We start from the raw sequence: 23,421 nt of genomic DNA on the forward strand, positions 1-23,421 counted from the left end.
CCCCCCCCCCCCCCCCCCCGCCTGGTCTGTCACGCGTCGGAGTCGCGCTGCTCGCGCACCATCTCGACGACCTCTTCGTACTTCGGAGAGTTCATGAAGTTGTCGACCGACACGTGGATCGAGTTCGGCGACTGCGCCTGCGCCCGGTCGGTCAGCTGCTGCTGAGTGATGACCAGGTCGGCGGTGCCGTCGAGATTCGCGATGGCCTGGTTCGTGACGGTGACGCCCTCGACCCCTGCCTTCTTGAATTTGTTGCGCAGCACGCTCGCGCCCATGGCCGACGAACCCATGCCGGCGTCGCAGGCGAACACGATGTTCTCGATGCGGCGGTCGGTGGCGACACCGGTACCGGCACCGGCGGCGGCCCCGGCAGCACCCGCGCCGGAGGAGGCACGCAGAGCGTCCATCGCGGCGGAGGACTTGCCCTTGTTCGCCTCGGTCTGTGCGATCGCGTCGCCGAAGCTGTCTCCCTCGGCTTCGAGGTCGCGCTTGCGAGAGGCACGCAGGATGACGCCGGTGATGAGGAACGTCACGACGGCGGCGATGATGACCGAGAGGTACACGACCAGCAGGTTCGGGACGCCGGGGCCGATGGCTGCCGCGGTGACGGCGATGATGCTGCCGGGAGCCGCCGGGAACGCCAAGCCGCCGCCGAGCACCATGTTGGTGGTGACACCGGCTGCGCCACCCGCGATCAGGGCGAGGATGGTGGTCGGCTTGCTCAGCGCGTACGGGAAGTAGATCTCGTGGATTCCGCCGAAGAACTGGATGATCGCCGCGCCGGGAGCGGACGCCTTCGCCACACCGACGCCGAAGAACGAGAACGCGAGCAGCAGGCCGAGACCCGGACCGGGGTTCGCCTCGATCAGGAACAGGATCGACTTGCCGGTCTCCGCGGCCTGCTCGATGCCGAGCGGGGTGAACACGCCGTGGTTGATGGCGTTGTTGAGGAACAGCACCTTCGCCGGCTCGACGATGATCGAGACGAGCGGCAGCAGGTTCAGCGCCACCAGCCAGTCGACCGCACCGCCGAGGACCGCGCTGATGCCGAGCATCACGGGACCGAAGGCGAAGAAGCCGAAGATCGCCAGGAGCATGCCCAGGATGCCGGCGGAGAAGTTGTTCACCAGCATCTCGAAGCCGGGGCGGATCTTGCCGTCCCACAGCCGGTCCATCTGCTTGGTGATCCAGGCCGCGAGCGGTCCCATGATCATCGCGCCGAGGAACATCGGGATGTTCGTGCCGACGATGACACCCATCGTCGCGATGGTCGCCACGACGCCGCCGCGCTCGCCGTAGACCATGCGGCCGGCGGTGTTGGCGATCAGGAGGGGCAGCAGGTAGGTGACCATCGGACCGACGAGGCCGACGTAGCCGAAGAAGTTGCCGTCGGCGCCTTCGGCCACGGCGGTCATGGCGCCCTGCCAGCCGATGATGGCCGAATCTCCGCCTCCGCCGACGAGCTCGGCGACCGGATACCAGTGCCAGCCGAATGGACTGTCGACGCCGAAGAAGCCGGCCGGGATGAACAGCATGGTGATGAATCCCCACGCGATGAACGCGGCGATGTTGGGCATGATCATGCCCGAGAGGAACGTGCCGAAGCGCTGCACGCCTGTTCGGAGGCCGCCTGCCTTCGTGGCTGCGGGTGACGTCGTCGTCATGATGTCGTCTCTTTCTGGTGAGGGGGGAGGGGGGCCGCGGCATCGGCCACGGCGAGGCGGGCACCGGCGGCGTCGTCGGCCGCCAGTGCGAGTTCGGCGAAGTGTCGGGCTTCGTCGAGAGTGTGCTGCGACAGGGTGTGACGCACGTCTGCGAGGGCCGACGGCGCCATCGAGAGACTCGTCGCGCCGAGCCCCACGAGCACGACCGCGAGCATCGGATCGGCGGCAGCCTCGCCGCAGATGCCGACGGGCTTGCCGAGGCGGGCGCCTGCCGCGCCGACCTCGCGCACGAGTCGGAGCACGGCGGGGTGCCACGGGTCCTGGAACGCGGCGACCGAGCCGAGCATCCGGTCTGCGGCCATCGTGTACTGCGTGAGGTCGTTGGTGCCGATCGAGGCGAAGTCCGCGTGCGCGAGCACGCGGTCGGCGAGCAGCGCGCTCGCCGGAATTTCCACCATCACACCGGCCGTCTTCAGCCCGTACTCACGGGCGAGCGAGGTGAAGTACTGGGTCTCCTCGACGGTCGCGACCATGGGTGCCATGACCCACAGGTCGGCCTCGGTCGCGGCATCCGCCTCGGCCAGCGCCGTGAGCTGCTCTCGCAGGATGTCTTCGCTCGCTCGGAGGGCACGCAGCCCGCGGAGCCCGAGCGCGGGGTTCTCCTCGTGCGCGTCGTTGAGGAAGGCCAGCGGCTTGTCGGCGCCAGCATCCAGCATCCTCACGACGACCTTCTGGCCGGGGAAGGCCGCCAACAGCTCCCGATACGCCTCACGCTGCTGCTGCACCGTCGGTGCCTGCGCCGACGAGAGGAACAGGAACTCGGTGCGGAACAGCCCGACGCCCTCAGCCCCACGTTCGACGGCATCTGATGCGTCTGCAGGTTTCCCCAGATTCGCCAGCAGCGGGATCCGAGTGCCGTCGGCGAGGGCGCCGGGGGTCAGCGGTGCGGCGTCCGCCGAGCGGCGGGCGGCTGCGCGCTGCTCGGCGCGCGTCTTCTCATCGTCGGAAGGATCGACGGTCACGATTCCGGCGGCGGCATCGACGATGACCGCGCGACCGGTCGCGAGCTCGGATGCGGATGCGGCGCCGACGATCGCGACGATGCCCTTCTCGCGAGCGAGGATCGCCGTGTGCGAGGTGGGCCCGCCGTCGAACGTGACCAGAGCGAGCACCTGATCGAGGTTCAGCAGCGCGGTGTCCGCCGGGGCGAGGTCTCGGGCGACCAGGACGAACGGATGTCCCGGGTCGGGGACTCCCGGTGCGTCGACGCCGCGAAGGCGAGCGAGCACCCGCTGAGCGATGTCGTCGAGGTCGGCCGCGCGCTCGCCGAGGTAGCCGCCGACGGCTTCGAGCGTGGCGCGGAAGCCCGCGAACGCATCGTGCACCGCCCATTCGGCCGTCGCGCCGTCGTCGATGCGGGCGTCGACCTCGTCCTGCAGCGTGGGGTCCTCGGCGATCATCGCCTGCGCCTCGAGCACCTCCTGCGCCGAGCCGCCTGCGGCCTCACCGCGAGCGGTGAGCTCCTGGGCGACGACGGCGACGGCCTCACGCACTCGTGCGCGCTCGGCCTCTGTGCCCTGGGTGCTGGGGGTGTTCTCGGGAGCGGGCAGCGACTCGGCCATCCGCACGACGACGCCCTGGGCGACCCCGAGACCGATCCCGACTCCTCTGAGCTCGCTCACGCGCCGGCGTCCTGGTCATGGTCGGTGGTGAGCAGCTCGGTGAGCGTGTCGAGCACGCCTTCGGCGCTGTCGCCCTCGGCGGTCAGCGTGACGTAGTCGCCGTGCTCGATCGCGAGCGCGATGACGCCGAGGATGCTGGCGGCGTTGACCGCCTTGCCCGAGTCCTTCGCGATGGTCACGGGAATCCCCGAGTCCTTGGCCGCCTGCGCGAACAGCTTCGCCGGACGAGCGTGGAGTCCATGGGATGAGCCGATGCGGACGGTGCGGGAGACGGTCATGATGTTCCTTTCGGGGTGTTCCTGGCGTCGGCGACGATCGACCGCGCCAGCGCCAGCGTGCGGGTGCCGTCCCGGTCGGCGAAGACGTCGTCGGGGAGCACTGCCACCTGTGCGGGTGCGGCCTGTCGGATCGCTTCGAGGCGATCGGCGAGATGAGGGCCGACGAGGATGAGGTCGTGGTCGCTGCCGGCGACGGACTGCTCCATACCGGCCGCGGCGTCCCAGTCGAGGCCGGCCTCGGTGGCCGCTCGGCGGAGTCGTTGCGCGACGAACGTGCTCGACGCACCGGCGCCGCACACCACGAGGATCTTCATCGATGCTCACCTTTCCTGAGAACAGTCTGGGAACAGTCGGGGGCTCGTCGCCAACAGGTTCCTTTCCGCCCCTGCGGAACATCGGTTTCGAAGCGAGGCCCCCTCCTTCCTGACATCATGGAGTCACGTCAGGACAGTGCAGTCGGCACGGAGGAGGGAGCATCATGTCGCGACAGCGCCAGGACCAGCTCCTGTCATCCCTGCTGCGACAGGAGAAGTGGGTGACGGCCGCGAACCTCGCTGATCAGCTCGGCGTCACGCCGCGCAGCATCCGCTCGTACGTCGCCGCTCTGAATGCCAGGACCGGAGCGGCGGATGCCGTCGAGTCGGGCCCCGCCGGGTACCGCGCCGGGGCGGGGGCGCGGAACGCACTGCGTGCCAGGCAGAGCCGTGAGTCCGCTCCGCGCGACCGTCTGCACAGTCTCGTGCGCACCCTGCTCGACGTGCCGGACGGCGTCGACGTCTTCGCCACGGCCGACGCCTTGCACGTGAGTGAGGCCACTCTCGAGGCGGACCTCGCCCGAGTGCGCGCTCTGCTCGACGGCACCGATCTCACCCTCGAGAGAGACCGGGAGATCGTGCGGCTGCGCGGCAACGAGGCGGCCCAGCGGCGTCTGCTGTCTCGGTTGGCGCACGACGAGATGGATGCCGCGTCGTTCCACCCCGAGACCTTCCGCCGAGCGCTCTCCGGAGGCATGATCGCCGCAGATGCGGTCGGCCCCTTCAAGTCCGAGCTGGTGCGCGAGCTCGGCGAGCAGGGCTACTACGTCAACGAGCTCGCGATCTCCGACGTCCTTCTGCACATCGCGATCGCCGCCGAGAGGGTCGCCGCAGGCCACGCGCTGGAGTCGGGGCCCGCCGGCGCACGCGAGGAGATCCCGCGGGTCGGCGCTGTGATCGCCCGCCTCGCACAGCAGCACTTCTCGGTCACGCTCGGGGACGGTGACAGCGGCCATCTCGCATCGCTCGTGCTCACCCGCATCGTGGCCCCGGGCGAGGACGCTGCGGGCGATGTCGCGCGCAGCGGCGTGGATCCACGGGTCGAGGCCGCGGTCCGCGCCGAGATCGCGAGGGCGGCCGAGGACTTCCAGGTCGATCTGGTCGACGAGACGTTCGTGCTGCGCCTCGCCCTGCACGTGCAGAATCTGATGCGTCGAGCCGAAGAGAGCGCATTGACGCGCAACCCGCTGACCCGTTCGCTCAAGACCTCGTATCCGATGATCTTCGAGGTCGCCGTCTCGATAGCCAGCGGACTGCACGACCGCCTGGGCACACCGATCCACGACGACGAGATCGCCTACATCGCCATGCACGTGGGCGGCCGACTCGAACGCAGCCGCAAGGCGGAGTCGATCCTCACGGCGACCATCGTCTGTCCTGGCTATTACGAGCTCCACGAGCTGCTGCGCTCGAGCGTCGACCGCTCGCTGGGATCTGCGATCGAGGTGACCAGCGTCATCACCAAGGTCGACCCCGACTGGGCATCGTTCGACACCGATCTGGTGCTCAGCACGATCGAACCGGGCGCGGCCGGCGATCGCTTCGTGCGCATCCAGCCGTTCCTCACAGATGCCGATGTCGATCGGATCCAGCAGGCCGCCGCGCGCGTCAGACGCGGCAGACGCCTGACCAGGCTCCGCGCCGAGCTCGCGCGCTACTTCGTCGCCGACGCCTTCGTCTACCCGCTGCCCGACGAGGGCGAGGAGGCGATCATCCGGCGACTGGGCGGACTGCTCGTGGATGCCGGTCTCATCGGCGACGACTACGTCGACAACACGATCCTCCGCGAACGGATGTCGTCGACGGCGTTCACCGATGCACTCGCGGTGCCGCACGCGCTGCAGATGACCGCGACGCGCACCGCGATCGCGATCGGCGTCGCCGACGGATCGGCGGCCTGGGGTGAGGGGCGGGTGCAGGTGGTCGCTCTCGCCGCCTTCAGCGAGACCGACCGTGCCGCGTTCCAGACGGTGTTCGAGCAGCTCGTCGAGGTGTTCAGCGAGCGGGACAGCGTGCAGCGGATCCTCCGCCGAGGCACGACCTTCGAAGCGTTCCTCGACGAGCTCGTCGCCGTCATCGACGGCTGACGACCGGGTCAGACCCGAGGATCCAGCACACCGGCCAGCGTGTCGAGCACCGATTCGGCATCCGCCGACTCCGCGGTCTCGAGCACCACCGCGTCGCCGGGCGCGAGGGCGAGGTCCATCAGCGCGAGAACGCTGCTGAGGTCCACGATCGCACCCGACGACGTGCGCAGAGTCACGGCGTGGGGGTGCGCCTGCACGAGCCTGACGAGCTCGGCGACGGGGCGCGCGTGCACCCCGTTATGGGCGCTGATCACGACATGTCTTCTCGGCATGCGGCCTACGAGCGTTCTTCCAGGAGCACGCGCACGGCGGCCTCGAGCTCGCCGATCATCGCGCTCGCCCGCTCGGCGGAGTCGGCGGTGGCGTCGATGTAGACCTTGAGCTTCGGCTCGGTGCCGCTCGGACGCACGATGATGCGCGAGCCGTCTGCGAGTCGATACCGCAGCACATCGCCCGAAGGCCGCCCCTCTTCGGCGTGCAGCAGATCCTCCGCAGAGGCGATGGCGTGGCCACCGAGCTGTTGGGGCGGGAGCGTGCGCAGCGAGAGCATCACGCTGCCGATCACCGAGAGGTCGTCGACGCGCACCGACACCTGCCCGCTGGCGAAGTGGCCGTATGTGTCGCCCAGCTCGGAGAGCAGGTCGGCAAGAGACTTCCCGCGCTCGTGGGCCTCGGCCGCGAGACCGAGAACCGCGACGGCGGCCGAGATGCCGTCCTTGTCGCGCACGGTCTCGGGGTTCACGAGGTAGCCGAGGGCCTCCTCGAACCCGAACACGATGCCAGGGGCCCGGGAGATCCACTTGAATCCCGTGAGCGTTTCGTGGAAGTCGAGACCGTGGTGCGCGGCGACCGCGCCGAGACCGGGGGAGGAGACGAGCGAGCAGGCCAGTGAGGCACCGGGAGTGCCTGCAGCGGCCCGAGCCGCGCGCGCACCGAGCAGGAGCCCGACCTCGTTGCCGGTGAGGCGACGCCATCCGCTCTCGGAGGACGCATCGGGGATCGCCACGGCGAGGCGGTCGGCATCCGGATCGTTCGCGATGATGAAGTCCGCCTGCACGCGACGCGCCCGAGCGAACGACAGGTCCATCGCCCCCGGCTCCTCTGGGTTGGGGAACGACACGGTGCGGAACGTCGCGTCGGGCTTCAGCTGCTCCTCGACGACCATCGGCTGCGGATACCCCGCGGCCGACACGATCTTCGACAGCGTCTCCCAGCCGACCCCGTGCATCGCGGTGTAGACCCACCGCAGGTCCGACGCGGCCGCCGGCGCGGGCGAGATCGCAGCTGTCGCTGCCACGTATGCTTCGACGACATCCTCACCCGCGGTCTCGTAGGCGGTGGAGCGCGGCAGAGCCGAGACGTCATCCGCGTCGGCGACCCGCTGGATGTACGCGGCGATCTCGGCATCGGCGGGCGCGACGATCTGCGAACCCTGGTCGGCGCCGCCCAGGTAGACCTTGTAGCCGTTGTCGTTCGGCGGGTTGTGCGACGCCGTCACCATGACACCGGCATCCGCTCCCAGGTGGCGCACCGCGAAGGCGAGCACCGGCGTCGGCAGCAGCCTCGGGAGCAGGATCGCTCGCAGACCCGCTCCGGCGAACAGCTCGACGGAGTCGGTCGCGAACACCCGTGAGTTGCGGCGTCCGTCATAGCCGACGACGACCGTCGGTGTGCGGCCGTGCGACTTCTCGCGCAGGTATGCGGCGAAGCCCGCGGCCGCCTGTGCGACGAGCACGCGGTTCATGCGGTTGCTGCCGGCGCCGAGTGCCCCGCGGAGCCCTGCCGTGCCGAAGGCGAGTCTGTCGCCGAAGCGGTCGTCGAGGTCGGCTGCCGCGGTCTCGTCGCCGGAAGCCGCGCGAGTGATGACCGCGGCGAGCTCGTCGCGGGTCTCGTGATCCGGGTCCTGTCTGATCCAGGCGCGCGCCTGCGCGAGGCGCTCGTCGTTCACAGCGCCTCGACCACTCGGGCCAGCAGCGCCGAGATCACCGGCTCCGCCTCTCGGCCGGCCTCGATGACCTCCGTGTGACTGAGGGGGGTCTTCTGGATGCCCGCTGCGAGGTTGGTGATGAGCGAGAACCCGAGGATCTCCATACCTGCCTCGCGTGCGGCGATCGCCTCGAGGGCGGTGGACATGCCGACGATGTGGCCGCCGATGTGCTTCGCCATCTGCACCTCGGCCGGCGTCTCGTAGTGCGGGCCGCGGAACTGCGTGTACACGCCCTCGTCGAGAGAGGGATCGACGCCGCGGGCGATGTCACGCAGGCGCTGGGAGTAGAGGTCGGTCAGGTCGATGAAGGTCGCGCCCTCGAGAGGCGAATCGGCGGTGAGGTTGATGTGGTCGCTGATCAGCACCGGCTGGCCGGGGGTCCAGGTCTCGCGGACGCCGCCGGCGCCGTTCGTGAGCACCATGATCTTGGCGCCCGTCGCCGCGGCGGTGCGGACGGAGTGCACGACACGGCGTACGCCGTGTCCCTCGTAGTAGTGGGTGCGGGCGCCGATGACGAGCACGTTCTTGCCGTCGGGGGTGCGGATGCTGCGCAGAGTGCCCACATGCCCTTCGAGAGCGGGCTTCGAGAAGCCGGTCACCTCGGTGGCGGGGACGGTCGCGACGGTCTCGCCGATGATGTCGGCGGCCTTGCCCCAGCCGCTGCCGAGGGTCAGGGCGATGTCGTGCTTCTCGACTCCGGTCAGGCGCGCGATGTCGGCGGCTGCGTCGGCTGCGATCTCGAACGGATCGGCATTCGGGTCGTCGAGGGGGTTGCTGTGTGTTTCAGACATGGATCCACTCTAGGAAGGTGCAGGCTCCGGGGCCAGGATTGCGGAAGAATGGAGATCATGTCTTCCACCCCTTTTGAGCGCACACAGCGCGTCGCCGTCCTCGGCGGCGGTCCCGGCGGTTACGAGGCGGCCCTCGCGGCCGCTCAGCTCGGAGCCGAGGTGACCCTGGTCGAGCGCGTGGGCGTGGGTGGAGCGGCAGTGCTCACCGACGTCGTCCCGTCGAAGAGCCTGATCGCGACCGCGGACGCGGCCATCGCCATCTCGGAGGCCTCCGACCTCGGGGTGCAGTTCTACGCCAAGGGCGAGAACGGCAAGCCGCTGAAGCCCGAGATCGCCATCAACCTCGCCGCCGTCAATAAGCGGCTCATCGCGCTCGCCGGGCAGCAGTCGGAGGACATGCGCACGACGCTGCTCGAAGCCGGCGTCCGGATCCTCTCCGGTCACGGGCGGCTCGAGGGTCCGACCGCGATCGTCGTCTCGACAGGGCAGGAGGGCACGGACTTCGATCGGATCGAAGCCGACACGATCATCGTGGCGGTGGGTGCCTCGCCGCGTGAGCTGGATTCGGCCAAGCCCGACGGCAAGCGCATCCTCACCTGGACGCAGCTGTATGACATGAAGGCGCTCCCCGAGCACCTCATCGTCGTCGGCTCCGGAGTGACCGGTGCGGAGTTCGCCTCCGCCTATATGAACCTCGGCGCGAAGGTGACTCTGGTCTCCAGCCGCGAGCAGGTGCTCCCCGGTGAGGATCAGGATGCTGCGCACGTGCTCGAGAAGGTCTTCAAGCGTGGCGGCATGACGGTGCTCTCCAAGGCCCGTGCCGAGAAGGTCGAGGTCACGAAGACCGGCGTGACGGCGACGCTGTCGGACGGCCGCACGGTCGAAGGCAGCCACTGCCTGATGGCGGTCGGGTCTATCCCGAACACCGCCGGCATCGGGCTCGAAGACGCCGGTGTCGAACTCGACGAGACCGGGCACGTGCGGGTCAACCGCGTCGCACGCACCTCCGTGCCCAACGTCTACGCCGTGGGCGACTGCACGAACTTCTTCCCCCTCGCATCCGTCGCGTCGATGCAGGGCCGCACGGCCGTGTTCCACGCGCTGGGCGACATCGTGATCCCGCTCGAGCTCATCAAGATCACGTCCAACATCTTCACCGCCCCCGAGATCGCGACGGTCGGCTACTCCGAGAAGGACGTGCAAGACGGCGTGGCCGACGGGCTCGTCTACAAGCTGCCTCTCGCAGCGAACCCGCGGGCGAAGATGATGGGCATCAAGGACGGCTTCGTGAAGCTCATCGCCCGCAAGGGCTCGGGAACCGTCATCGGCGGCGTGATCGTCGGACCGAAGGCATCCGAGCTGATCTACCCGATCGCCGTCGCGGTCGAGCGTCGCCTCACGGTCGACCAGGTCTCCCGCGTCTTCGCGGCGTACCCATCGCTGTCGAGCAGCATCACCGACGCGAGCCGGGCGATGCACCTCGTCAACGCGAAGATCTCGTAGCACCCAGGCAGGGTGCAGTGACGGATACGAGCGCGTCCTCGCCGATGCACGAGTGGCCGACGAGGTGGGGTGAACGTCGGCCCCGACGCAACACCGGCATGCTCTGGCTCGGCCTCACGCTCATCGCGGCCGCAGCTGCCATGACCGGTTTCTCGGGTGGCGCGGCCGGACCGCTGTGGTCGGGCGCGTTCATCGCCCTGTTCGGTCTCACGGCATTGGCGGTCGCGGCCCGCAGGCCGTTCGTCGATGGGCGCACGCGTCTGGTCGATGCGGCGACACTGACGCGCGGGCGTATATCGACCACTGATGCACGAGTGCACTTCGTGCCGGAGCGGCGGCCGGGGGTCGTGACCCTGACGCTGTGTGTCTTGTGGGCGCTCGTACTCGCGGCCGCAACGGTCGTGGCGATCAGGATCGGGCTGACCGGCCGGCCCGAGGCCTTCCTCGGTGTCGCGGTGCTCGCAGCGACCGCCGCGCTGTTCGCCTACGCGGCCGTGCGCGCGGCCATCACGCAGTACCGCTCCGATTCATTCGGCCGTCGACCGATGGGGCTGGGCATCGGCCCGGATGGGGTTCTCCTGATGCGTGTCACCGAGAGCCTGTACCTGCCGTGGAATGCGATCCGCCGCGTGGAACCGGACACGAGCGAGCCTCGTCGCGGCATGGACGAGCTCCCGCTTATCCGACTCCGCGTGGACCCGAGTCGCGTGACCGCGTCCGACGGGATGCGCGCTCCTGCTACGGTCACCGTGGCCCCGGCGATGCTGAGGACGCACCCGCAGGTCGTCTGGTCTGCGTTGCGTGAGTTCCTCGATTCGCCGTCGGCACGCGCCGTCCTCGGCACATCCACAGGGCAACGGCTGCTCGACGAGTGGTGTGTGTCTGCCCCCGCGGACTGAAGAATGACGAAGGCCCCCGCCTCGAGGCGGGGGCCTTCGTCATGACTCTGCGGTCAGCTGATGGTGAGCAGCTGGTGGCCGGCCGAGACCGTCGCACCGGCGACCGCGCCGATGTTGCCGATCGTGCCGTCCTTGTGAGCCTGCAGCGGCTGTTCCATCTTCATCGCCTCGAGAATGACGACGAGGTCGCCCTTGACGACCTGCTGACCCTCCTCGACCGCGACCTTGACGACGGTGGCCTGCATGGGCGATTTCACCGCGTCGCCCGATGCGCCGGCGCTGACCGAGGTCGCGTGGCTGCGGCGAGACGGGGGAACCGCGGCCGGTCGGCCAGCGGTGCCTGCCGCCACCGCAACGCGGTCCGGGAGGCTGACCTCGAGCCGCTTGCCGCCGACCTCGACGACCACGGTGTGGCGGTTCTCCGATGCCGTGGGCGACTCGAGCTCGCCGTCCCACGCGGGGATGTCGTTCTCGAACTCGGTCTCGATCCAGCGCGTGAAGATGCCGAACTCGCCGTTCTCCGCCGTGAAGGCGGGGTCGCGAACGACCTTGCGGTGGAACGGGATCACGGTCGGAAGTCCCGCGACCTCGAACTCGTCGAGCGCCCGGCGCGACCGCTCCAGAGCCTCGGCACGGTCCTTGCCCGTGACGATGATCTTCGCGAGCAGCGAGTCGAACGCACCCGAGACCGAGTCGCCGGCGGTGACGCCGGAGTCGAGCCGGATGCCGGGGCCGCCGAAGGTCTTGAAGACGTGGATCGGACCCGGCTGGGGAAGGAACCCGCGACCGGGGTCTTCGCCGTTGATCCGGAACTCGATCGAGTGGCCGGTCGGCTTCGGGTCGTCGTAGTCGATGGTGCCGCCGGCGGCGATGCGGAACTGCTCCCGCACCAGGTCGATGCCGGTGACCTCTTCAGAGACGGGGTGCTCGACCTGCAGGCGCGTGTTGACCTCGAGGAACGACACGGTGCCGTCGGCGCCGATCAGGAACTCGCAGGTGCCCGCGCCGACGTAGCCGACCTCCTTGAGGATGGCCTTGGAGGCCGAGTAGAGCAGGTCGTTCTGCTCGTCGGTGAGGAACGGAGCGGGTGCCTCCTCGACGAGCTTCTGGTGGCGCCGCTGCAGCGAGCAGTCACGTGTCGAGATCACGACGACGTTGCCCTCGGCATCGGCCAGGCACTGGGTCTCGACGTGGCGGGGCTTGTCGAGGTACTTCTCGACGAAGCACTCGCCGCGACCGAATGCCGCGACGGCCTCGCGGGTGGCGGACTCGAACAGCTCGGCGACCTCGTCGAGCTCGCGGGCGACCTTGAGGCCGCGGCCGCCGCCGCCGTATGCGGCCTTGATCGCGATCGGCAGACCGAACTCCTCGGCGAACGCGATGACCTCGTCGGCTCCGGCGACCGGGCCGGGCGTGCCGGGGGCGAGAGGTGCTCCCACCTTCTCGGCGACGTGACGGGCGGTGACCTTGTCGCCGAGCGCCTCGATGGCCTCGGGAGAGGGGCCGATCCAGGTCATGCCTGCACCGATGACCGCGCGGGCGAACTCGGCGTTCTCGGCGAGGAATCCGTACCCCGGGTGCACGGCATCTGCGCCGGCCCGACGGGCGATGGAGAGGATCTTCTCGATCTGAAGGTAGGTCTCGGCGCTCGTGGCGCCGCCGAGGGCGTAGGCCTCGTCGGCGAGGCGGCTGTGCAGAGCGTCGCGATCCTGGTCGGCGTACACGGCGACCGAGGCGATTCCCGAGTCGCGAGCGGCACGGATGATGCGGACGGCGATCTCGCCGCGGTTGGCGATGAGCACCTTGGCGATATCAGGCATGCTTGCCAGCCTAGCGAGAAGGCTCGCGTTCGCTTTGACGACTCTCCACAAGAAAGAGGGAGAAACGTCGACGAGACTCTACGACCAGAGGTCGGTCCACGTGACGCCGAGATCCGCAGCGAGGCGGCGCACGGTCGACAGCGACATCCCGACCACCGTCGACGGGTCTCCGTCGACGCGCGTGATGAAGGCTCCGCCCAGGCTGTCGACCGTGAACGCCCCGGCGACGAGCAGCGGCTCGCCCGAGGCGACGTAGGCGGCGATCTCGGCATCCGTGATGTCCTCGGCGAACGTCACCGAGGCCTCCGCCGTGGCGGTGGCCTCGACCGGTGCGGCACCCGGCGAGACCCGGAAGACCGAGTGCCCCGAGTGCAGGATGCCGGTGGCGCCGCGCATCTCCTGCCAGCGCCTCGTCGCCTCCTCCGCCGTGTAGGGCTTGCCGTACACGCGGCCGCCGAGCTCGAACATGGAGTCGCCGCCGATCACGATGCCGTCGAATGATCCATCTTGCGCGAGCCGCTGCGCGACGTCCGCGGCCTTGGCGCGAGCGAGCAGGAGCACGAGGTCGGCCGGCGCGAGCTCGGTGCCCCGTTCGGTCGCGGCTGCCGCGGCGACGGCATCCTCATCCACTCCCGGTGACTGGGTCAGCGGTTCGATACCGGCCTGACGAAGCAGCATGAGACGGGCGGGAGAGGTCGAGGCGAGGCAGACGCGCATGTTCACCACCGTATCCTCGAAGGATGACTTCCTCCCCAGTCCTGCTCGATCTGGACATCACCGGCATCGCGCACGGCGGCACGTTCATCGCCCGACACGAAGGTCGGGTCGTCTTCGTCTCCGACGCCATCCCCGGTGAGCGCGTCCGCGCGCGCCTGAGCGAGGATTCGACCGATGAGTCGAAGAGCTTCTGGCGCGCCGAGACGGTCGAGGTCCTCGAGGCTTCGCCGCACCGCCGCCCGCACATCTGGGCGGAGGCCGACGTCTCTCGCGCCCCGGAGGATCGCCCGGGAGGCGCCGACCTCGGGCACATCGACCTCGCGCAGCAGCGTGTGCTGAAGCGTCAGGTGCTGACCGAGGCGCTCGACCGCTTCGCCGGCCCCGGACTCGAGGCCCCCGAGATCGAGGCCGTCGACTCGACCGACGGCACAGGATGGCGCACGAGGGTCACCCTCCACGTCGACGACGATGGCCGAGTCGGGCCCTACGCCGCGCGCAGCCACAGGGTGATCCCGGTGAGCTCCCACCCGCTCGCCCGCCCGGCGGTCGCACGGGCGGCGCTGCGCCTCGCCGGCGGCGAGACCGGCAGTGTGGACCTCGTCGAACCCGGCGACGGCGAGGTGCGGGTCATCCGCCGAAACCGCCTCGAAGAGCGTCCAGCACGGGGTCAGCACCGTCGGCCTGCACCCGAGGTCGTCTACGAGCAGGTGGGCGACCGTCGATTCCAGGTCGACGCCGGTGGCTTCTGGCAGGTGCACCCCCGTGCCGCCTCGGTGCTCGACGGCGCCGTCTACGGCGTCCTCGACGGCCATGTCGACCCCGAGAAGAAGCACTTCGATCTCTACGGAGGGGTCGGTCTGTTCGCCGCCACGCTCGCGGACCTCGGCGGCACGGACATCGTCACGGTCGAGTCGAGCAGGCGCGCGACCGCTCACGCACAGCAGAACCTCGCATCCCTCGCGGTGAAAGCCGTCACGGCGAGAGTCGACCGCTATCTCGCCGGTAGCCCGGCGGGCACGCGCGCAGGAGCCGTCGTCCTCGACCCGCCGCGCGCGGGTGCCGGCCGGGCGGTGGTGGACGCGCTGAACACGCTCGCCCCCGAGGCCATCGCCTACGTCGCGTGCGACCCCGTCGCCCTCGCCCGCGACCTCGGCACCTTCCGTGCGCACGGGTGGAACGTGGTGACTCTGCGAGGGTTCGATCTGTTCCCGCACTCGCATCACTTCGAGGTCGTCGCGCTGCTCACGCGGTGACCGATGATCTGCGGACGCTGACGACTCAGTAGGCTGGGCGGATGAGCAGGGTCGCACTCATCGACGATCACGAGTCCGTCCGCCTCGGTCTCGAGGCGGCGTGCGCTCGTGACGGTGCGCAGACCGTCGTCTTCTCCGGCAGCACCGTCGTGTCCTATCTCGAGTGGAGAACGGCGACGTCAGCGCAGCCTGCCGACGTGGTGGTGCTCGACCTGACGCTCGGTGACGGCACCACGGTGACCGAGAACGTCCGCTCGCTCGTCGCGGACGGCGCCAGTGTCGTGATCCACAGCGTCGCCGATCGACCGGCCGCCGTGCGTGAGGCACTCGCCGCCGGCGCTGCGGGCGTCGTGAGCAAGTCCTCGGCGCTCGACGACGTGCTGGATGCCATCCGCACCGTCGCGCAGGGGGAGGCGCTCAACAACGTCGAGTGGGCGAGCGCGGTCGACGGGGATCGCGACTTCGCCGATGCCCAGCTGTCGACCCGCGAGCGCGAGGTCCTGCGACTGTATGCCGCCGGCCTGCCGCTGAAGGCTGTGGCCGAGCGGCTCGGTGTCGCCTACTCGACCGCGAAGGAGAACATCACTCGCATCCGGGTCAAGTACGTGGAGGTCGGGCGACCGGCCCCGACGAAGGTCGACCTTCTGCGCCGCGCGATGGAAGATGGGATCGTCGCCGCCGACGGGGCGCCGAGTGGTCGCTGATCCGCTCAGCATCCGCGAGGCCTGGAGCAAGATCCCCTCTCCCGGCAGCGTGGAGACCGAGTTCGAGCGCTTCACCGGCAAGCGCATGGAACGCATCCTCGCCACTGTCGTCGCGATCGGATCGGGCGTTCTCGGAGCGCAGGCGCTGATCGCGGGTATCGCGACCACGGCGGGGTCGGATGCCGCGCGCATCACGATGCTGCTCGTGGTCTTCATACCGCTGATCGTGATGCTCATCGCGTGCGTCATCGGCCGCGGTGTCAGGACGGCATCGGGAGCCTTCGCGATCATCTACACGCTCGCGCTCGGTGCGTGGCCGAGCTTCGTCGACCCGGTGGGTGAGGCGGCCGACCAGCCGTGGATCTTCTTCCTCGTCAACGTGGGCGTCGTGGCTGCCATGCTCGCGTTTCCGCTCTGGCTCCAGTTCGTGTGGGCGCTGTGCCTGCCGTTCGTCTACGGCTATGTCCGTCTCGTCGAGGGCGACTTCTCGCGTGACTTCTGGGTGACGACGGCATTCGACGTGTCGTTCACGCTGATTCTCGGCTTCGTCATCATCGCGCTGGGGTGGATGTTCCGGTCGGTCGCTGCGGGCGTCGACGAGGCCCGCGCGCGGGCGGTCGCCTCGTACGCGGGGGCTGCGGCCGCAGCCGCCGCGGAAGAGGAGCGTGCCGCGATGTCTGCGCTCATGCACGACAGCGTGCTGGCGGCACTGATCGCCGCCGAGCGTGCGGAAGGCGACCGCGCACAGGACCTCGCCGTGGGCATGGCCAGAGAGGCACTCACGCGTCTGGCGAACACGGAGGCCGCTGTCGCTCAGGAGGGGAGCGATGAACCGGTGGGCGCGGCGCAGATCGTCGTCGAGCTCCGCAGAGCGCTCTCGGAGCTCGGGGCGGATGCGATCGTCGAAGAACGAGGCGGGATCGGCCTGATCCCCGGACGTGCCGCGAGAGCGCTCGTGCTCGCCGCCAGACAGGCACTCGGCAATGCCGTCACCCACGCGGGCGGGCGCGGCCTGCACATCCTCGTCGAGGGCCGAGGCGACGAAGGCATCACCGTGACGATCTCGGACACCGGGCCCGGGTTCGATCTTCGGGCGATCGGAGCCGACCGCCTCGGGATCAGAGCATCGATCTTCGCCCGCATGGCCGGGGTGGCCGGCACTGCAGAGATCGACTCGAGCGAGTGCGGCACCACGGTGACTCTCGGGTGGGAGCGTCCATGAACCGCACAGTGCGCAGTGTCGCGACCTCGCTCGCTGTCGGCTTCGCGATGTACTTCGCCGCCAGAGGCGTCTGGTGGATCGAGCAGCCCTCCGCGCCGTTGCTGATGGTCGCGGCGATCGCCCTGTATCTCGTCGTCGTCAACGTCGCGATCCTCTGGGGCTCGGCGATCTCCGTGCGCATGCCTCTCTGGGCGGCGCTGGCGACCCTGGCCTCGAGCATCCTGATCCCGGTGCTCGTGACCTTGTCTCTCGATCCGCTCACGCGCACGGCGCCGTTCGCGACCTGGTACATCGGCGCCCTCGGTCTGATGGGCGTCGTGTGCATCGTGCGGCGTCGTTTCGTCATCGGCTGGCTGGTGGTGGCCGTCCTCGTCGCCACGTCGTCGGCCTATCTGGGCTTCTTCGTGGCACTGTCGCTCGGTCTCGTCGGCTCGCTCATGTGGGTCGTGATCGCTCACCTGCTGGTGATCTTCTGGGACAGAGCCGTTCGCGACACCGAGCGTCTCGCGGGAATCCAGCAGGCGGTGTCGGCGTGGCACGCGACCCAGCAGGTGCGCCAGAAGGAACGACGCCTGCGCACGCAGTTCGCGCTCGCGGTCGCCGGGCCCGTGCTCAGTCGCACCGTCGCATCTCGCGGCTCGCTGAACGACGAGGAACGTCTGCAGGCGCGCCTGGCCGAGGGGCGTCTGCGCGATGAGCTTCGCGGCGCTGATCTGCTCAACGATGCAGTGCGGGATGCGATCGAGGACGCGCGTCGCCGGGGTGCCGTGGTCACGGTCTTCGATGAGGGTGGCCTGGCCGATGTCGACGAGGAACGGCGCGCGACGATCCGCGACGAGATCGCTCGAGTGCTGCGCGACGCCGATGCGGAGCGATGGATCATCCGTGCGGCTCAGGATCCTCTCACTGCTGTGACGGTGGTCGGTCGGGCAGGCGCAGGAGGGCAGAGCGACGATGATGCCGTCGACGTGTGGCACGAGATACCGCGAGACGCGCCAGAGGCCTGACGCATGGCCCCAGCCCCCGGCTCTGGCCGGGGGAGGAGGTCAGAGTCGAGGTCAGACAGAGTGGGCGAGGGGCGGCGATGCCGCCAGCCCCTCGCCAAGCGGACGAGTTACCCGAAAACCGTCCGCTGGTGGCCGGTCTGCGTCTATCTACCCTGGGACAGAGAGACCAGCCGAACGCTGAGCGTCTTACTTAGTTTCACGGTTATTCAAGTCGTTGTCTGTAGGTATTTTGGGGGACACAGAATCGACCCCGGTGCGAGAAGATGGGGCATGGGAATGCGTCGAGGAACAAATCTCCCCCGTATGGGCGACTTCAATCAGTCGGTCATCCTCGAGGCCATCCGCCGGTCGGGTGAAGGACTCAGCCGAATCGAGCTCGTCGAGGTTACAGGGCTCTCCGCGCAGACGATCACGAACATCACTCGCCGCCTCCTCGATGAGGGCCTCATCGCCGAAGCCGGGCGGACCATCAACGGGCCTGGCAAGCCGCGGGTCACGTTGCGTCTCGTGGCGGAGAGCCGCTTCTCGGTCGGGGTGCATCTCGATCCGGCCGTGATCACGTTCGTGCTGCTGAACATGACCGGTGAGGTGGTCGCGCGGCGAGTGGTGCGCACGCAGGACCGGGATCCGAACGCCATCGTCGAGACGATGGCGCAGACGATCGACGTCCTGATCGATGAAGCGGGCGTCGACCGGGCTCTGGTCGCCGGAGTCGGCGTCGCTGCTCCCGGCCCGCTCGACGCCGCGAAAGGCACCGTGATCGACCCTCCGAAGCTCGACGGGTGGCATCGTGTTCCGCTCCGCTCGGTGCTCGCCGCGGCGACGGGTTTCGAGGTCACGCTCGAGAAGGACACCACTGCAGCCGCGGTGGGGGAGCTGTGGACGGGAGATGCGACGGCCGAGAGCTCTTTCCTGTTCGTGTACCTCGGTACGGGGCTGGGAGCAGCCGCCGCGCGCGAGGGTGGCGTGGTCGCCGGCAGCACCCACAACTTCGGTGAGATCGGCCACATCATGGTCGACCCGGAAGGGCCACCGTGCGCGTGCGGCTCGCGCGGATGTGTCGAGGTGGTGTGCACACCGCAGGCGATCGTCGAGCAGGCCGAGGCGGCAGGGGTGTTCGATGACGACCCGGAGGGCGGCGCCGACGAGGTCGACGAGCGGTTCATGCGGCTGTGCGAGCAGGCCGCAGCGGGCGAGGTGTCGGCGCTCGGGGTGCTGCGTCGTTCTGCGGGCCATCTCGCCGTGCTGATCTCGGTGCTCACGAACGTGCTCGACGTCGATCGGGTCGTTCTCGGGGGTCCGTTCTGGGGGCCGCTCTCCGACATCTACCTTCGTGAGATCCCGGAGCCGTTGCACCGGAGGAGCGCGACTCGCGCGGTTCGCACACTGACCATCGACGGTGCCGTCGTCGGAGACGACGTCGGCGCGGTGGGTGCGGCCTGCGTCGTGCTCGACGCCGTTCTCACGCCCCGGGCGTCGGACCTGTACCTCGAGGATTGACCAGCCCAGCGCTTTGCATACCGGTATATCGGTTACGCCCTGGGGGTGATAACTCCAATCGATGTACTATCGATGAGATGCGCCGTCTGGGGTGACAAGGTGCCAGGGGCGACGGCCCCGCATCAATCGGAGGGTCGTCTGCGTGGCCCGGTAGCTGGGGGGCTCCGGGTCTCGCAGGCACTCCGTGCCCGCTGCGGTCACCGGGTGAAGCGCCCCCACGGGATGTCGCGTCGCAGCGGACGCCGCAGTGGTCGCTGCGTGCGAGCCCACGCGGACACCCGAGGCTCGTCTGCCACGGCCTCGGAAGCCTCCTGCGCGTAGGCGTCGCTCACCACCGCGATGAGAGCCGCGAGCTCCTCCTCGGTCGCAGCGCCCCGAGTGATCTGCATCGTCGGCAGCTGGTGCTCCTCCGATGTCGCGTCCTGCGTCGCACGGATGGTCACAGCGGGATGTTCCCGTGCTTCTTGGGCGGCAGCTCGGCGCGCTTCCCGCGGAGGGCGCGGAGGGCCTTGGCGATCGACACGCGGGTGTTCGCCGGTTCGATGATGCCGTCGATCTCTCCTCGCTCGGCGGCGAGGAAGGGCGAGGTCACGCTGTAGGTGTACTCGTTGGCGAGGCGAGTGCGCACGGCGGCGACGTCCTCGCCGGCCTCCTCGGCGCGCTTGATCTCGCCGCGGTAGAGGATGTTGACCGCACCCTGACCGCCCATCACGGCGATCTCCGCCGTGGGCCAGGCGAGGTTGACGTCCGCACCGAGCTGCTTCGAGCCCATCACGATGTAGGCCCCGCCGTAGGCCTTGCGCAGGATGACGGTGACCAGCGGCACCGTCGCCTCGGCGTAGGCGTAGATGAGCTTCGCGCCACGGCGGATCACACCGGTCCACTCCTGGTCGGTGCCAGGCAGGTACCCCGGCACGTCGACGAGGGTGACGATCGGGATCGAGAACGCGTCGCAGAATCGCACGAACCGGCTGGCCTTCTCGCCCGCCTCGATGTTCAGGGTTCCCGCCATCTGCGACGGCTGGTTGGCGATGATGCCGACGGAGCGGCCCTCGACGCGTCCGAAGCCGATCACGATGTTCGGCGCGAAGAGCGGCTGGACCTCGATGAAGTCTCCTGCGTCGACGACGTGCTCGATGACGGTGTGGATGTCGTAGGGCTGGTTGGCGGAGTCCGGGATGATCGTGTTCAGTGAGCGATCGGCATCCGTCGTCTCCCACTCGAAGCCGCTCTCGTACGCCGGGATCTCCGCCATGTTGTTGTCGGGGAGGAAGCCGAGCAGCGTGCGCGCGTAGTCGATCGCGTCGTCCTCGTCTTCAGCGAGGTAATGGGCGACACCCGAGCGGGTGTTGTGCGTGAGGGCTCCTCCGAGCTCCTCCATGCCGACGTCCTCGCCGGTGACCGTCTTGATCACGTCGGGGCCGGTGACGAACATCTGGCTCGTCTTGTCGACCATGATCACGAAGTCCGTCAGTGCCGGGCCGTACACGGCGCCGCCAGCAGCGGGGCCCATGATGAGAGAGATCTGCGGGATGACCCCGGACGAACGGGTGTTCAGCCGGAAGATCTCGCCGTACTTGCTGAGCGCGAGCACGCCCTCCTGGATGCGGGCTCCACCCGAATCGAGGATGCCGATGATCGGCATGCCGCCGGACAGCGCGAACTCCATGATCTTGATGATCTTGTCGCCCGAGACCTCGCCCAGAGAGCCGCCGAACGTGGTGAAGTCCTGCGAGTACACCGCCACCGTGCGTCCGTGGATGGTGCCGACGCCCGTGACGACCGAGTCGCCGTACGGGCGGTTGCGGTCCATGCCGAATGACGTGGTGCGGTGCCGCACGTACTCGTCGAACTCGACGAAGCTCCCCGGATCGACGAGCAGTTCGATGCGCTCGCGGGCGGTCATCTTGCCCTTGGCGTGCTGCTTCTCCTGCGCGACCTTCTCAGCGTCGACAACGGCTTCGTTGTAGCGAGCGCGGAGGTCTGCGATCCTGCCGGCGGTGGTCGAGAGTTCGGGCTTGTCCGTCACGGATTCCACCCTATCGTCGGGTCGCCCCCGTCCGTTGGATGCTCGCCACAACGGGTCGCCGGATCCTTTGGCGGCTGTCGTGCAGTCGGCGGTGGCGGCCGCGGATGCCGAACCGCGTCAGTCCTGGCCGCCGTCTGACGCGCCGGACCCGAGCTCGCCCGGAAGATGGTGGGTTCCCGACGGGCCGATCTCGTCGACGCCGCTCCTGCGGCCGCGACCGACGGATACGATCTTCCGTCCCGCCCAGCCGACTCCGCGTGCTGCCGAGCCGGCCGCACCCGCGACGGCGCCCCCGACGAACTGCGCGCCGTGCAGCATCCGCAGTTCGAGCTTCTCTGCGCCGTCCACCGGCTCGAGTTCGATCGGGAAGTCCATGGGAGCCGCGCCGAAGGCGTGATGCGAGGTCGTCAGGACGCGGCGTCCGAGGATGTGGTTGCCCGCGCCGCCCACCGCGGCGCCGACTCCGAACGGCAGCGCCTTGCCGATGAAGGAGGCTCCGCCCTTCGCGGCGAACTGCTTCACGAACCGGGTCTTGAGCTGGTCGACCAGCGGTCCGACGGCGGCCCGAGGAAGCGACTTGGTCACCGTCTCGCCCCAGTACGACGATCGCGTGCCTCCGCGACCCGACGCCTGCCCGGCCAGCTGTCCGACGAGCGCCACGCCCTCTTTGCCGAGCATCAGGGTCATGACCAGCGCCCTGGCCCTGTCGGGGTTGGAGACGGCGATCCCATGCACCTCGGCGACCGACTGCGCGAACAGTGCGGTCGATTCGACGAACCCCACGGTCTCCACTCCCGAGAGGGCGAGGGTGATGCCTGTGCCGATACCGGGAACCACGGCGGTCGCTCCGACCGCTGCCCCACCGGTCGTGACCGCCGCGAGGTAACGACGCTCGAGGATGCGGATGATCTGCTCGGGCGACGCGTGCGGGTTCCTCAGGCGGATGCTGCGGATGTGCGCGAGCACGAGAGGGCGCTGGATGGCGAGAACGCGATCGAGTCCTCGGACCATCAGCGGGTGCTCAGCCGAGCCCACCGGCGGCACCCCCTTGTCCCACGCGGCGTCGTCTGGGAGGGAGTGGATCTTGTGCACCTTGGGGGCCATGGAACGATCCTAGGAACCCCGGCCGCGAAAACGCCGAAAGCCCGGCTCCCCTTGACGGGGCCGGGCTTTCGTGGAAGACGATCAGACGAACAGGTTCGCCCGCTCGAGGTCTTCGGCGAAGTCGACCTCGACCGCGTACAGGTCGGAGACGTCCATCGGCTCGAGAAGCAGTCCGTCTTCGGCGATCGCGAGCTCGAGGCCGCGCTCGAAGTAGTCCTGGTCCTCGACGCGCTGCAGCTGGCGCATGAACGCCTTCTTGTTCGCGGAGGAGATGTAGTTGATGCCGACGGCCTCGCCGAGGCCGCCCTTGACGGTCTTGGACAGCTCGTTGATGAAGCCCTCGGCCGTGACCGTGTACTTGACCTCTTCGTCGCTGACCTTCGAGGTGTTGACCGTGACGAACGACTGGTCGCGCTCGATGAACGCAGCGGCCCGACCGAGGATCATCGGGTCGAAGACGACGTCGCCGTTCATCCAGAGCACGCCCGACTTGCCCGTGGCGCCGAGGGCGCGCAGCAGGCTCTTCGAGGTGTTGGTCTCGTCGTAGCGCTCGTTGTGCACGTAGTTGACGTTCGGGAACGCCTCGATGATGGTCTCTGCGCGGTACCCGACGACGGCGGTGATGCGGGCGTCCGATCCGAACGCGGCGCGGATGTTGTCGTGCTGCTGGCGCATGATCGTGCGGCCGTCGCTCAGCTCCGTGAGCGGCTTCGGCAGCGCGCGGCCCAGGCGTGAGCCCATGCCAGCTGCGAGGATGACGGTCTGAAGAGTCACGAGTGCTCCTAAAGGAAGTATGTGTTCACGGTCGGTTCACCGACCAGACACTTCGTCGTGCCGAGAGTCATGCTAGCGATCAAGCC

At 69.0% G+C, this 23,421-nt stretch carries 21 protein-coding genes; 8 read left to right on the forward strand and 13 right to left on the reverse strand.

The features are described 5' to 3' along the window. Nucleotides 1–29 precede the first annotated feature (29 nt). The 4 genes from RQG82_RS18885 to RQG82_RS18900 are packed head-to-tail and all read right to left on the reverse strand — an operon-like array spanning nt 30 to nt 3,938. Complete coding sequence (locus RQG82_RS18885) at nt 30–1,664, reverse strand: PTS mannitol transporter subunit IICB (RefSeq protein WP_311260335.1); 1,635 nt, start codon at nt 1,662–1,664, stop codon at nt 30–32. Then, nucleotides 1,661–3,346 carry a phosphoenolpyruvate--protein phosphotransferase gene (ptsP, locus tag RQG82_RS18890; RefSeq protein ID WP_311260336.1) on the reverse strand — a complete coding sequence of 562 codons (1,686 nt, stop codon included), beginning with the start codon at nt 3,344–3,346 and terminating at the stop codon, nt 1,661–1,663. Before ptsP ends, RQG82_RS18885 begins: the two co-directional genes overlap by 4 nt. Further along, on the reverse strand, nt 3,343–3,624 hold the full coding sequence (locus tag RQG82_RS18895; RefSeq protein WP_042536481.1) for an HPr family phosphocarrier protein: 282 nt from the start codon (nt 3,622–3,624) through the stop codon (nt 3,343–3,345). The genes ptsP and RQG82_RS18895 overlap by 4 nt, the downstream gene beginning before the upstream one ends. Further along, nucleotides 3,621–3,938, reverse strand: a complete 318-nt coding sequence (locus RQG82_RS18900) for a hypothetical protein (protein ID WP_311260337.1) — start codon at nt 3,936–3,938, stop codon at nt 3,621–3,623. The genes RQG82_RS18895 and RQG82_RS18900 overlap by 4 nt, the downstream gene beginning before the upstream one ends. 164 nt (nt 3,939–4,102) lie before the next feature. On the opposite strand from RQG82_RS18900, the gene RQG82_RS18905 reads away from it, so the two are divergent. Beyond that, on the forward strand, nt 4,103–6,025 hold the full coding sequence (locus tag RQG82_RS18905; RefSeq protein WP_311260338.1) for a PRD domain-containing protein: 1,923 nt from the start codon (nt 4,103–4,105) through the stop codon (nt 6,023–6,025). Nucleotides 6,026–6,033: 8 nt separating this feature from the next. On the opposite strand, the gene RQG82_RS18910 is transcribed toward RQG82_RS18905, so the two are convergent. Genes RQG82_RS18910 through RQG82_RS18920 form a run of 3 tightly spaced genes read right to left on the reverse strand, consistent with a single transcriptional unit; the run spans nt 6,034 to nt 8,803 of the window. Beyond that, the gene (locus RQG82_RS18910; RefSeq protein ID WP_311260339.1) at nt 6,034–6,297 is read right to left on the reverse strand and encodes an HPr family phosphocarrier protein; all 264 of its coding nucleotides are present in this window, start codon (nt 6,295–6,297) and stop codon (nt 6,034–6,036) included. Nucleotides 6,298–6,302: 5 nt separating this feature from the next. Further along, nucleotides 6,303–7,973, reverse strand: a complete 1,671-nt coding sequence (locus tag RQG82_RS18915; protein WP_311260340.1) for a phospho-sugar mutase — start codon at nt 7,971–7,973, stop codon at nt 6,303–6,305. After that, nucleotides 7,970–8,803 carry a purine-nucleoside phosphorylase gene (locus RQG82_RS18920; protein WP_311260341.1) on the reverse strand — a complete coding sequence of 278 codons (834 nt, stop codon included), beginning with the start codon at nt 8,801–8,803 and terminating at the stop codon, nt 7,970–7,972. The genes RQG82_RS18915 and RQG82_RS18920 overlap by 4 nt, the downstream gene beginning before the upstream one ends. A gap of 48 nt (nt 8,804–8,851) precedes the next feature. Here RQG82_RS18920 and RQG82_RS18925 point away from each other — a divergent pair, with 48 nt between their 5' ends. Beyond that, on the forward strand, nt 8,852–10,306 hold the full coding sequence (locus RQG82_RS18925; protein WP_311260342.1) for an NAD(P)H-quinone dehydrogenase: 1,455 nt from the start codon (nt 8,852–8,854) through the stop codon (nt 10,304–10,306). Between the two features lie 17 nt (nt 10,307–10,323). Then, on the forward strand, nt 10,324–11,205 hold the full coding sequence (locus RQG82_RS18930) for a hypothetical protein (RefSeq protein WP_311260343.1): 882 nt from the start codon (nt 10,324–10,326) through the stop codon (nt 11,203–11,205). 53 nt (nt 11,206–11,258) lie between these two features. On the opposite strand, the gene RQG82_RS18935 is transcribed toward RQG82_RS18930, so the two are convergent. Beyond that, nucleotides 11,259–13,025: a biotin carboxylase N-terminal domain-containing protein gene (locus RQG82_RS18935; RefSeq protein WP_311260344.1), complete on the reverse strand. Its 1,767-nt coding sequence runs from the start codon at nt 13,023–13,025 to the stop codon at nt 11,259–11,261. A gap of 78 nt (nt 13,026–13,103) precedes the next feature. Then, complete coding sequence (locus tag RQG82_RS18940; RefSeq protein ID WP_311260410.1) at nt 13,104–13,742, reverse strand: nucleoside triphosphate pyrophosphatase; 639 nt, start codon at nt 13,740–13,742, stop codon at nt 13,104–13,106. Nucleotides 13,743–13,765: 23 nt separating this feature from the next. Here RQG82_RS18940 and RQG82_RS18945 point away from each other — a divergent pair, with 23 nt between their 5' ends. From RQG82_RS18945 to RQG82_RS18965, 5 genes are all read left to right on the forward strand, one after another. Continuing rightward, complete coding sequence (locus RQG82_RS18945; protein ID WP_311260345.1) at nt 13,766–14,995, forward strand: TRAM domain-containing protein; 1,230 nt, start codon at nt 13,766–13,768, stop codon at nt 14,993–14,995. Nucleotides 14,996–15,036: 41 nt separating this feature from the next. Continuing rightward, entirely contained in the window at nt 15,037–15,699 is a 663-nt protein-coding gene (locus RQG82_RS18950; protein WP_311260346.1) for a response regulator transcription factor, read from the forward strand. Continuing rightward, nucleotides 15,689–16,921 (forward strand): ATP-binding protein, encoded by a 1,233-nt coding sequence (locus tag RQG82_RS18955; protein WP_311260347.1) that lies wholly within the window; start codon nt 15,689–15,691, stop codon nt 16,919–16,921. Before RQG82_RS18950 ends, RQG82_RS18955 begins: the two co-directional genes overlap by 11 nt. Continuing rightward, nucleotides 16,918–17,928, forward strand: a complete 1,011-nt coding sequence (locus RQG82_RS18960) for a hypothetical protein (RefSeq protein WP_311260348.1) — start codon at nt 16,918–16,920, stop codon at nt 17,926–17,928. Before RQG82_RS18955 ends, RQG82_RS18960 begins: the two co-directional genes overlap by 4 nt. 303 nt (nt 17,929–18,231) lie before the next feature. Beyond that, the gene (locus RQG82_RS18965; protein ID WP_311260349.1) at nt 18,232–19,428 is read left to right on the forward strand and encodes an ROK family transcriptional regulator; all 1,197 of its coding nucleotides are present in this window, start codon (nt 18,232–18,234) and stop codon (nt 19,426–19,428) included. Between the two features lie 197 nt (nt 19,429–19,625). Here RQG82_RS18965 and RQG82_RS18970 read toward each other — a convergent pair whose 3' ends face one another. The 4 genes from RQG82_RS18970 to RQG82_RS18985 form a co-directional block, all read right to left on the reverse strand. Beyond that, on the reverse strand, nt 19,626–19,817 hold the full coding sequence (locus tag RQG82_RS18970; RefSeq protein WP_396653640.1) for an acyl-CoA carboxylase subunit epsilon: 192 nt from the start codon (nt 19,815–19,817) through the stop codon (nt 19,626–19,628). 50 nt (nt 19,818–19,867) lie between these two features. Beyond that, nucleotides 19,868–21,457: an acyl-CoA carboxylase subunit beta gene (locus tag RQG82_RS18975; protein ID WP_375137374.1), complete on the reverse strand. Its 1,590-nt coding sequence runs from the start codon at nt 21,455–21,457 to the stop codon at nt 19,868–19,870. A 117-nt stretch (nt 21,458–21,574) separates the two neighbouring features. Continuing rightward, a complete protein-coding gene (locus RQG82_RS18980) occupies nt 21,575–22,561 on the reverse strand; it encodes a hypothetical protein (protein ID WP_311260351.1) in 987 nt (328 codons plus the stop codon). Between the two features lie 81 nt (nt 22,562–22,642). Next, on the reverse strand, nt 22,643–23,335 hold the full coding sequence (locus RQG82_RS18985; protein WP_311260352.1) for an NTP transferase domain-containing protein: 693 nt from the start codon (nt 23,333–23,335) through the stop codon (nt 22,643–22,645). Nucleotides 23,336–23,421 lie beyond the last annotated feature (86 nt).

Origin of the sequence: Microbacterium sp. WCS2018Hpa-9 (genome assembly GCF_031843745.1) — a bacterium.
GTDB lineage: Bacteria > Actinomycetota > Actinomycetes > Actinomycetales > Microbacteriaceae > Microbacterium.

Bases quoted from the DNA above. Each gene is read 5' to 3' on its own strand.
- RQG82_RS18970 (WP_396653640.1), bottom strand. From the start codon at position 19,817: ATGCAGATCACTCGGGGCGCTGCGACCGAGGAGGAGCTCGCGGCTCTC.
- RQG82_RS18965 (WP_311260349.1), top strand. From the start codon at position 18,232: ATGGGCGACTTCAATCAGTCGGTCATCCTCGAGGCCATCCGCCGGTCG.
- RQG82_RS18920 (WP_311260341.1), bottom strand. From the start codon at position 8,803: ATGTCTGAAACACACAGCAACCCCCTCGACGACCCGAATGCCGATCCG.
- RQG82_RS18900 (WP_311260337.1), bottom strand. From the start codon at position 3,938: ATGAAGATCCTCGTGGTGTGCGGCGCCGGTGCGTCGAGCACGTTCGTC.
- RQG82_RS18980 (WP_311260351.1), bottom strand. From the start codon at position 22,561: ATGGCCCCCAAGGTGCACAAGATCCACTCCCTCCCAGACGACGCCGCG.
- RQG82_RS18905 (WP_311260338.1), top strand. From the start codon at position 4,103: ATGTCGCGACAGCGCCAGGACCAGCTCCTGTCATCCCTGCTGCGACAG.
- RQG82_RS18910 (WP_311260339.1), bottom strand. From the start codon at position 6,297: ATGCCGAGAAGACATGTCGTGATCAGCGCCCATAACGGGGTGCACGCG.
- RQG82_RS18935 (WP_311260344.1), bottom strand. From the start codon at position 13,025: ATGCCTGATATCGCCAAGGTGCTCATCGCCAACCGCGGCGAGATCGCC.
- RQG82_RS18925 (WP_311260342.1), top strand. From the start codon at position 8,852: ATGGAGATCATGTCTTCCACCCCTTTTGAGCGCACACAGCGCGTCGCC.
- RQG82_RS18960 (WP_311260348.1), top strand. From the start codon at position 16,918: ATGAACCGCACAGTGCGCAGTGTCGCGACCTCGCTCGCTGTCGGCTTC.
- RQG82_RS18895 (WP_042536481.1), bottom strand. From the start codon at position 3,624: ATGACCGTCTCCCGCACCGTCCGCATCGGCTCATCCCATGGACTCCAC.
- RQG82_RS18885 (WP_311260335.1), bottom strand. From the start codon at position 1,664: ATGACGACGACGTCACCCGCAGCCACGAAGGCAGGCGGCCTCCGAACA.
- RQG82_RS18945 (WP_311260345.1), top strand. From the start codon at position 13,766: ATGACTTCCTCCCCAGTCCTGCTCGATCTGGACATCACCGGCATCGCG.
- RQG82_RS18950 (WP_311260346.1), top strand. From the start codon at position 15,037: ATGAGCAGGGTCGCACTCATCGACGATCACGAGTCCGTCCGCCTCGGT.
- RQG82_RS18940 (WP_311260410.1), bottom strand. From the start codon at position 13,742: ATGCGCGTCTGCCTCGCCTCGACCTCTCCCGCCCGTCTCATGCTGCTT.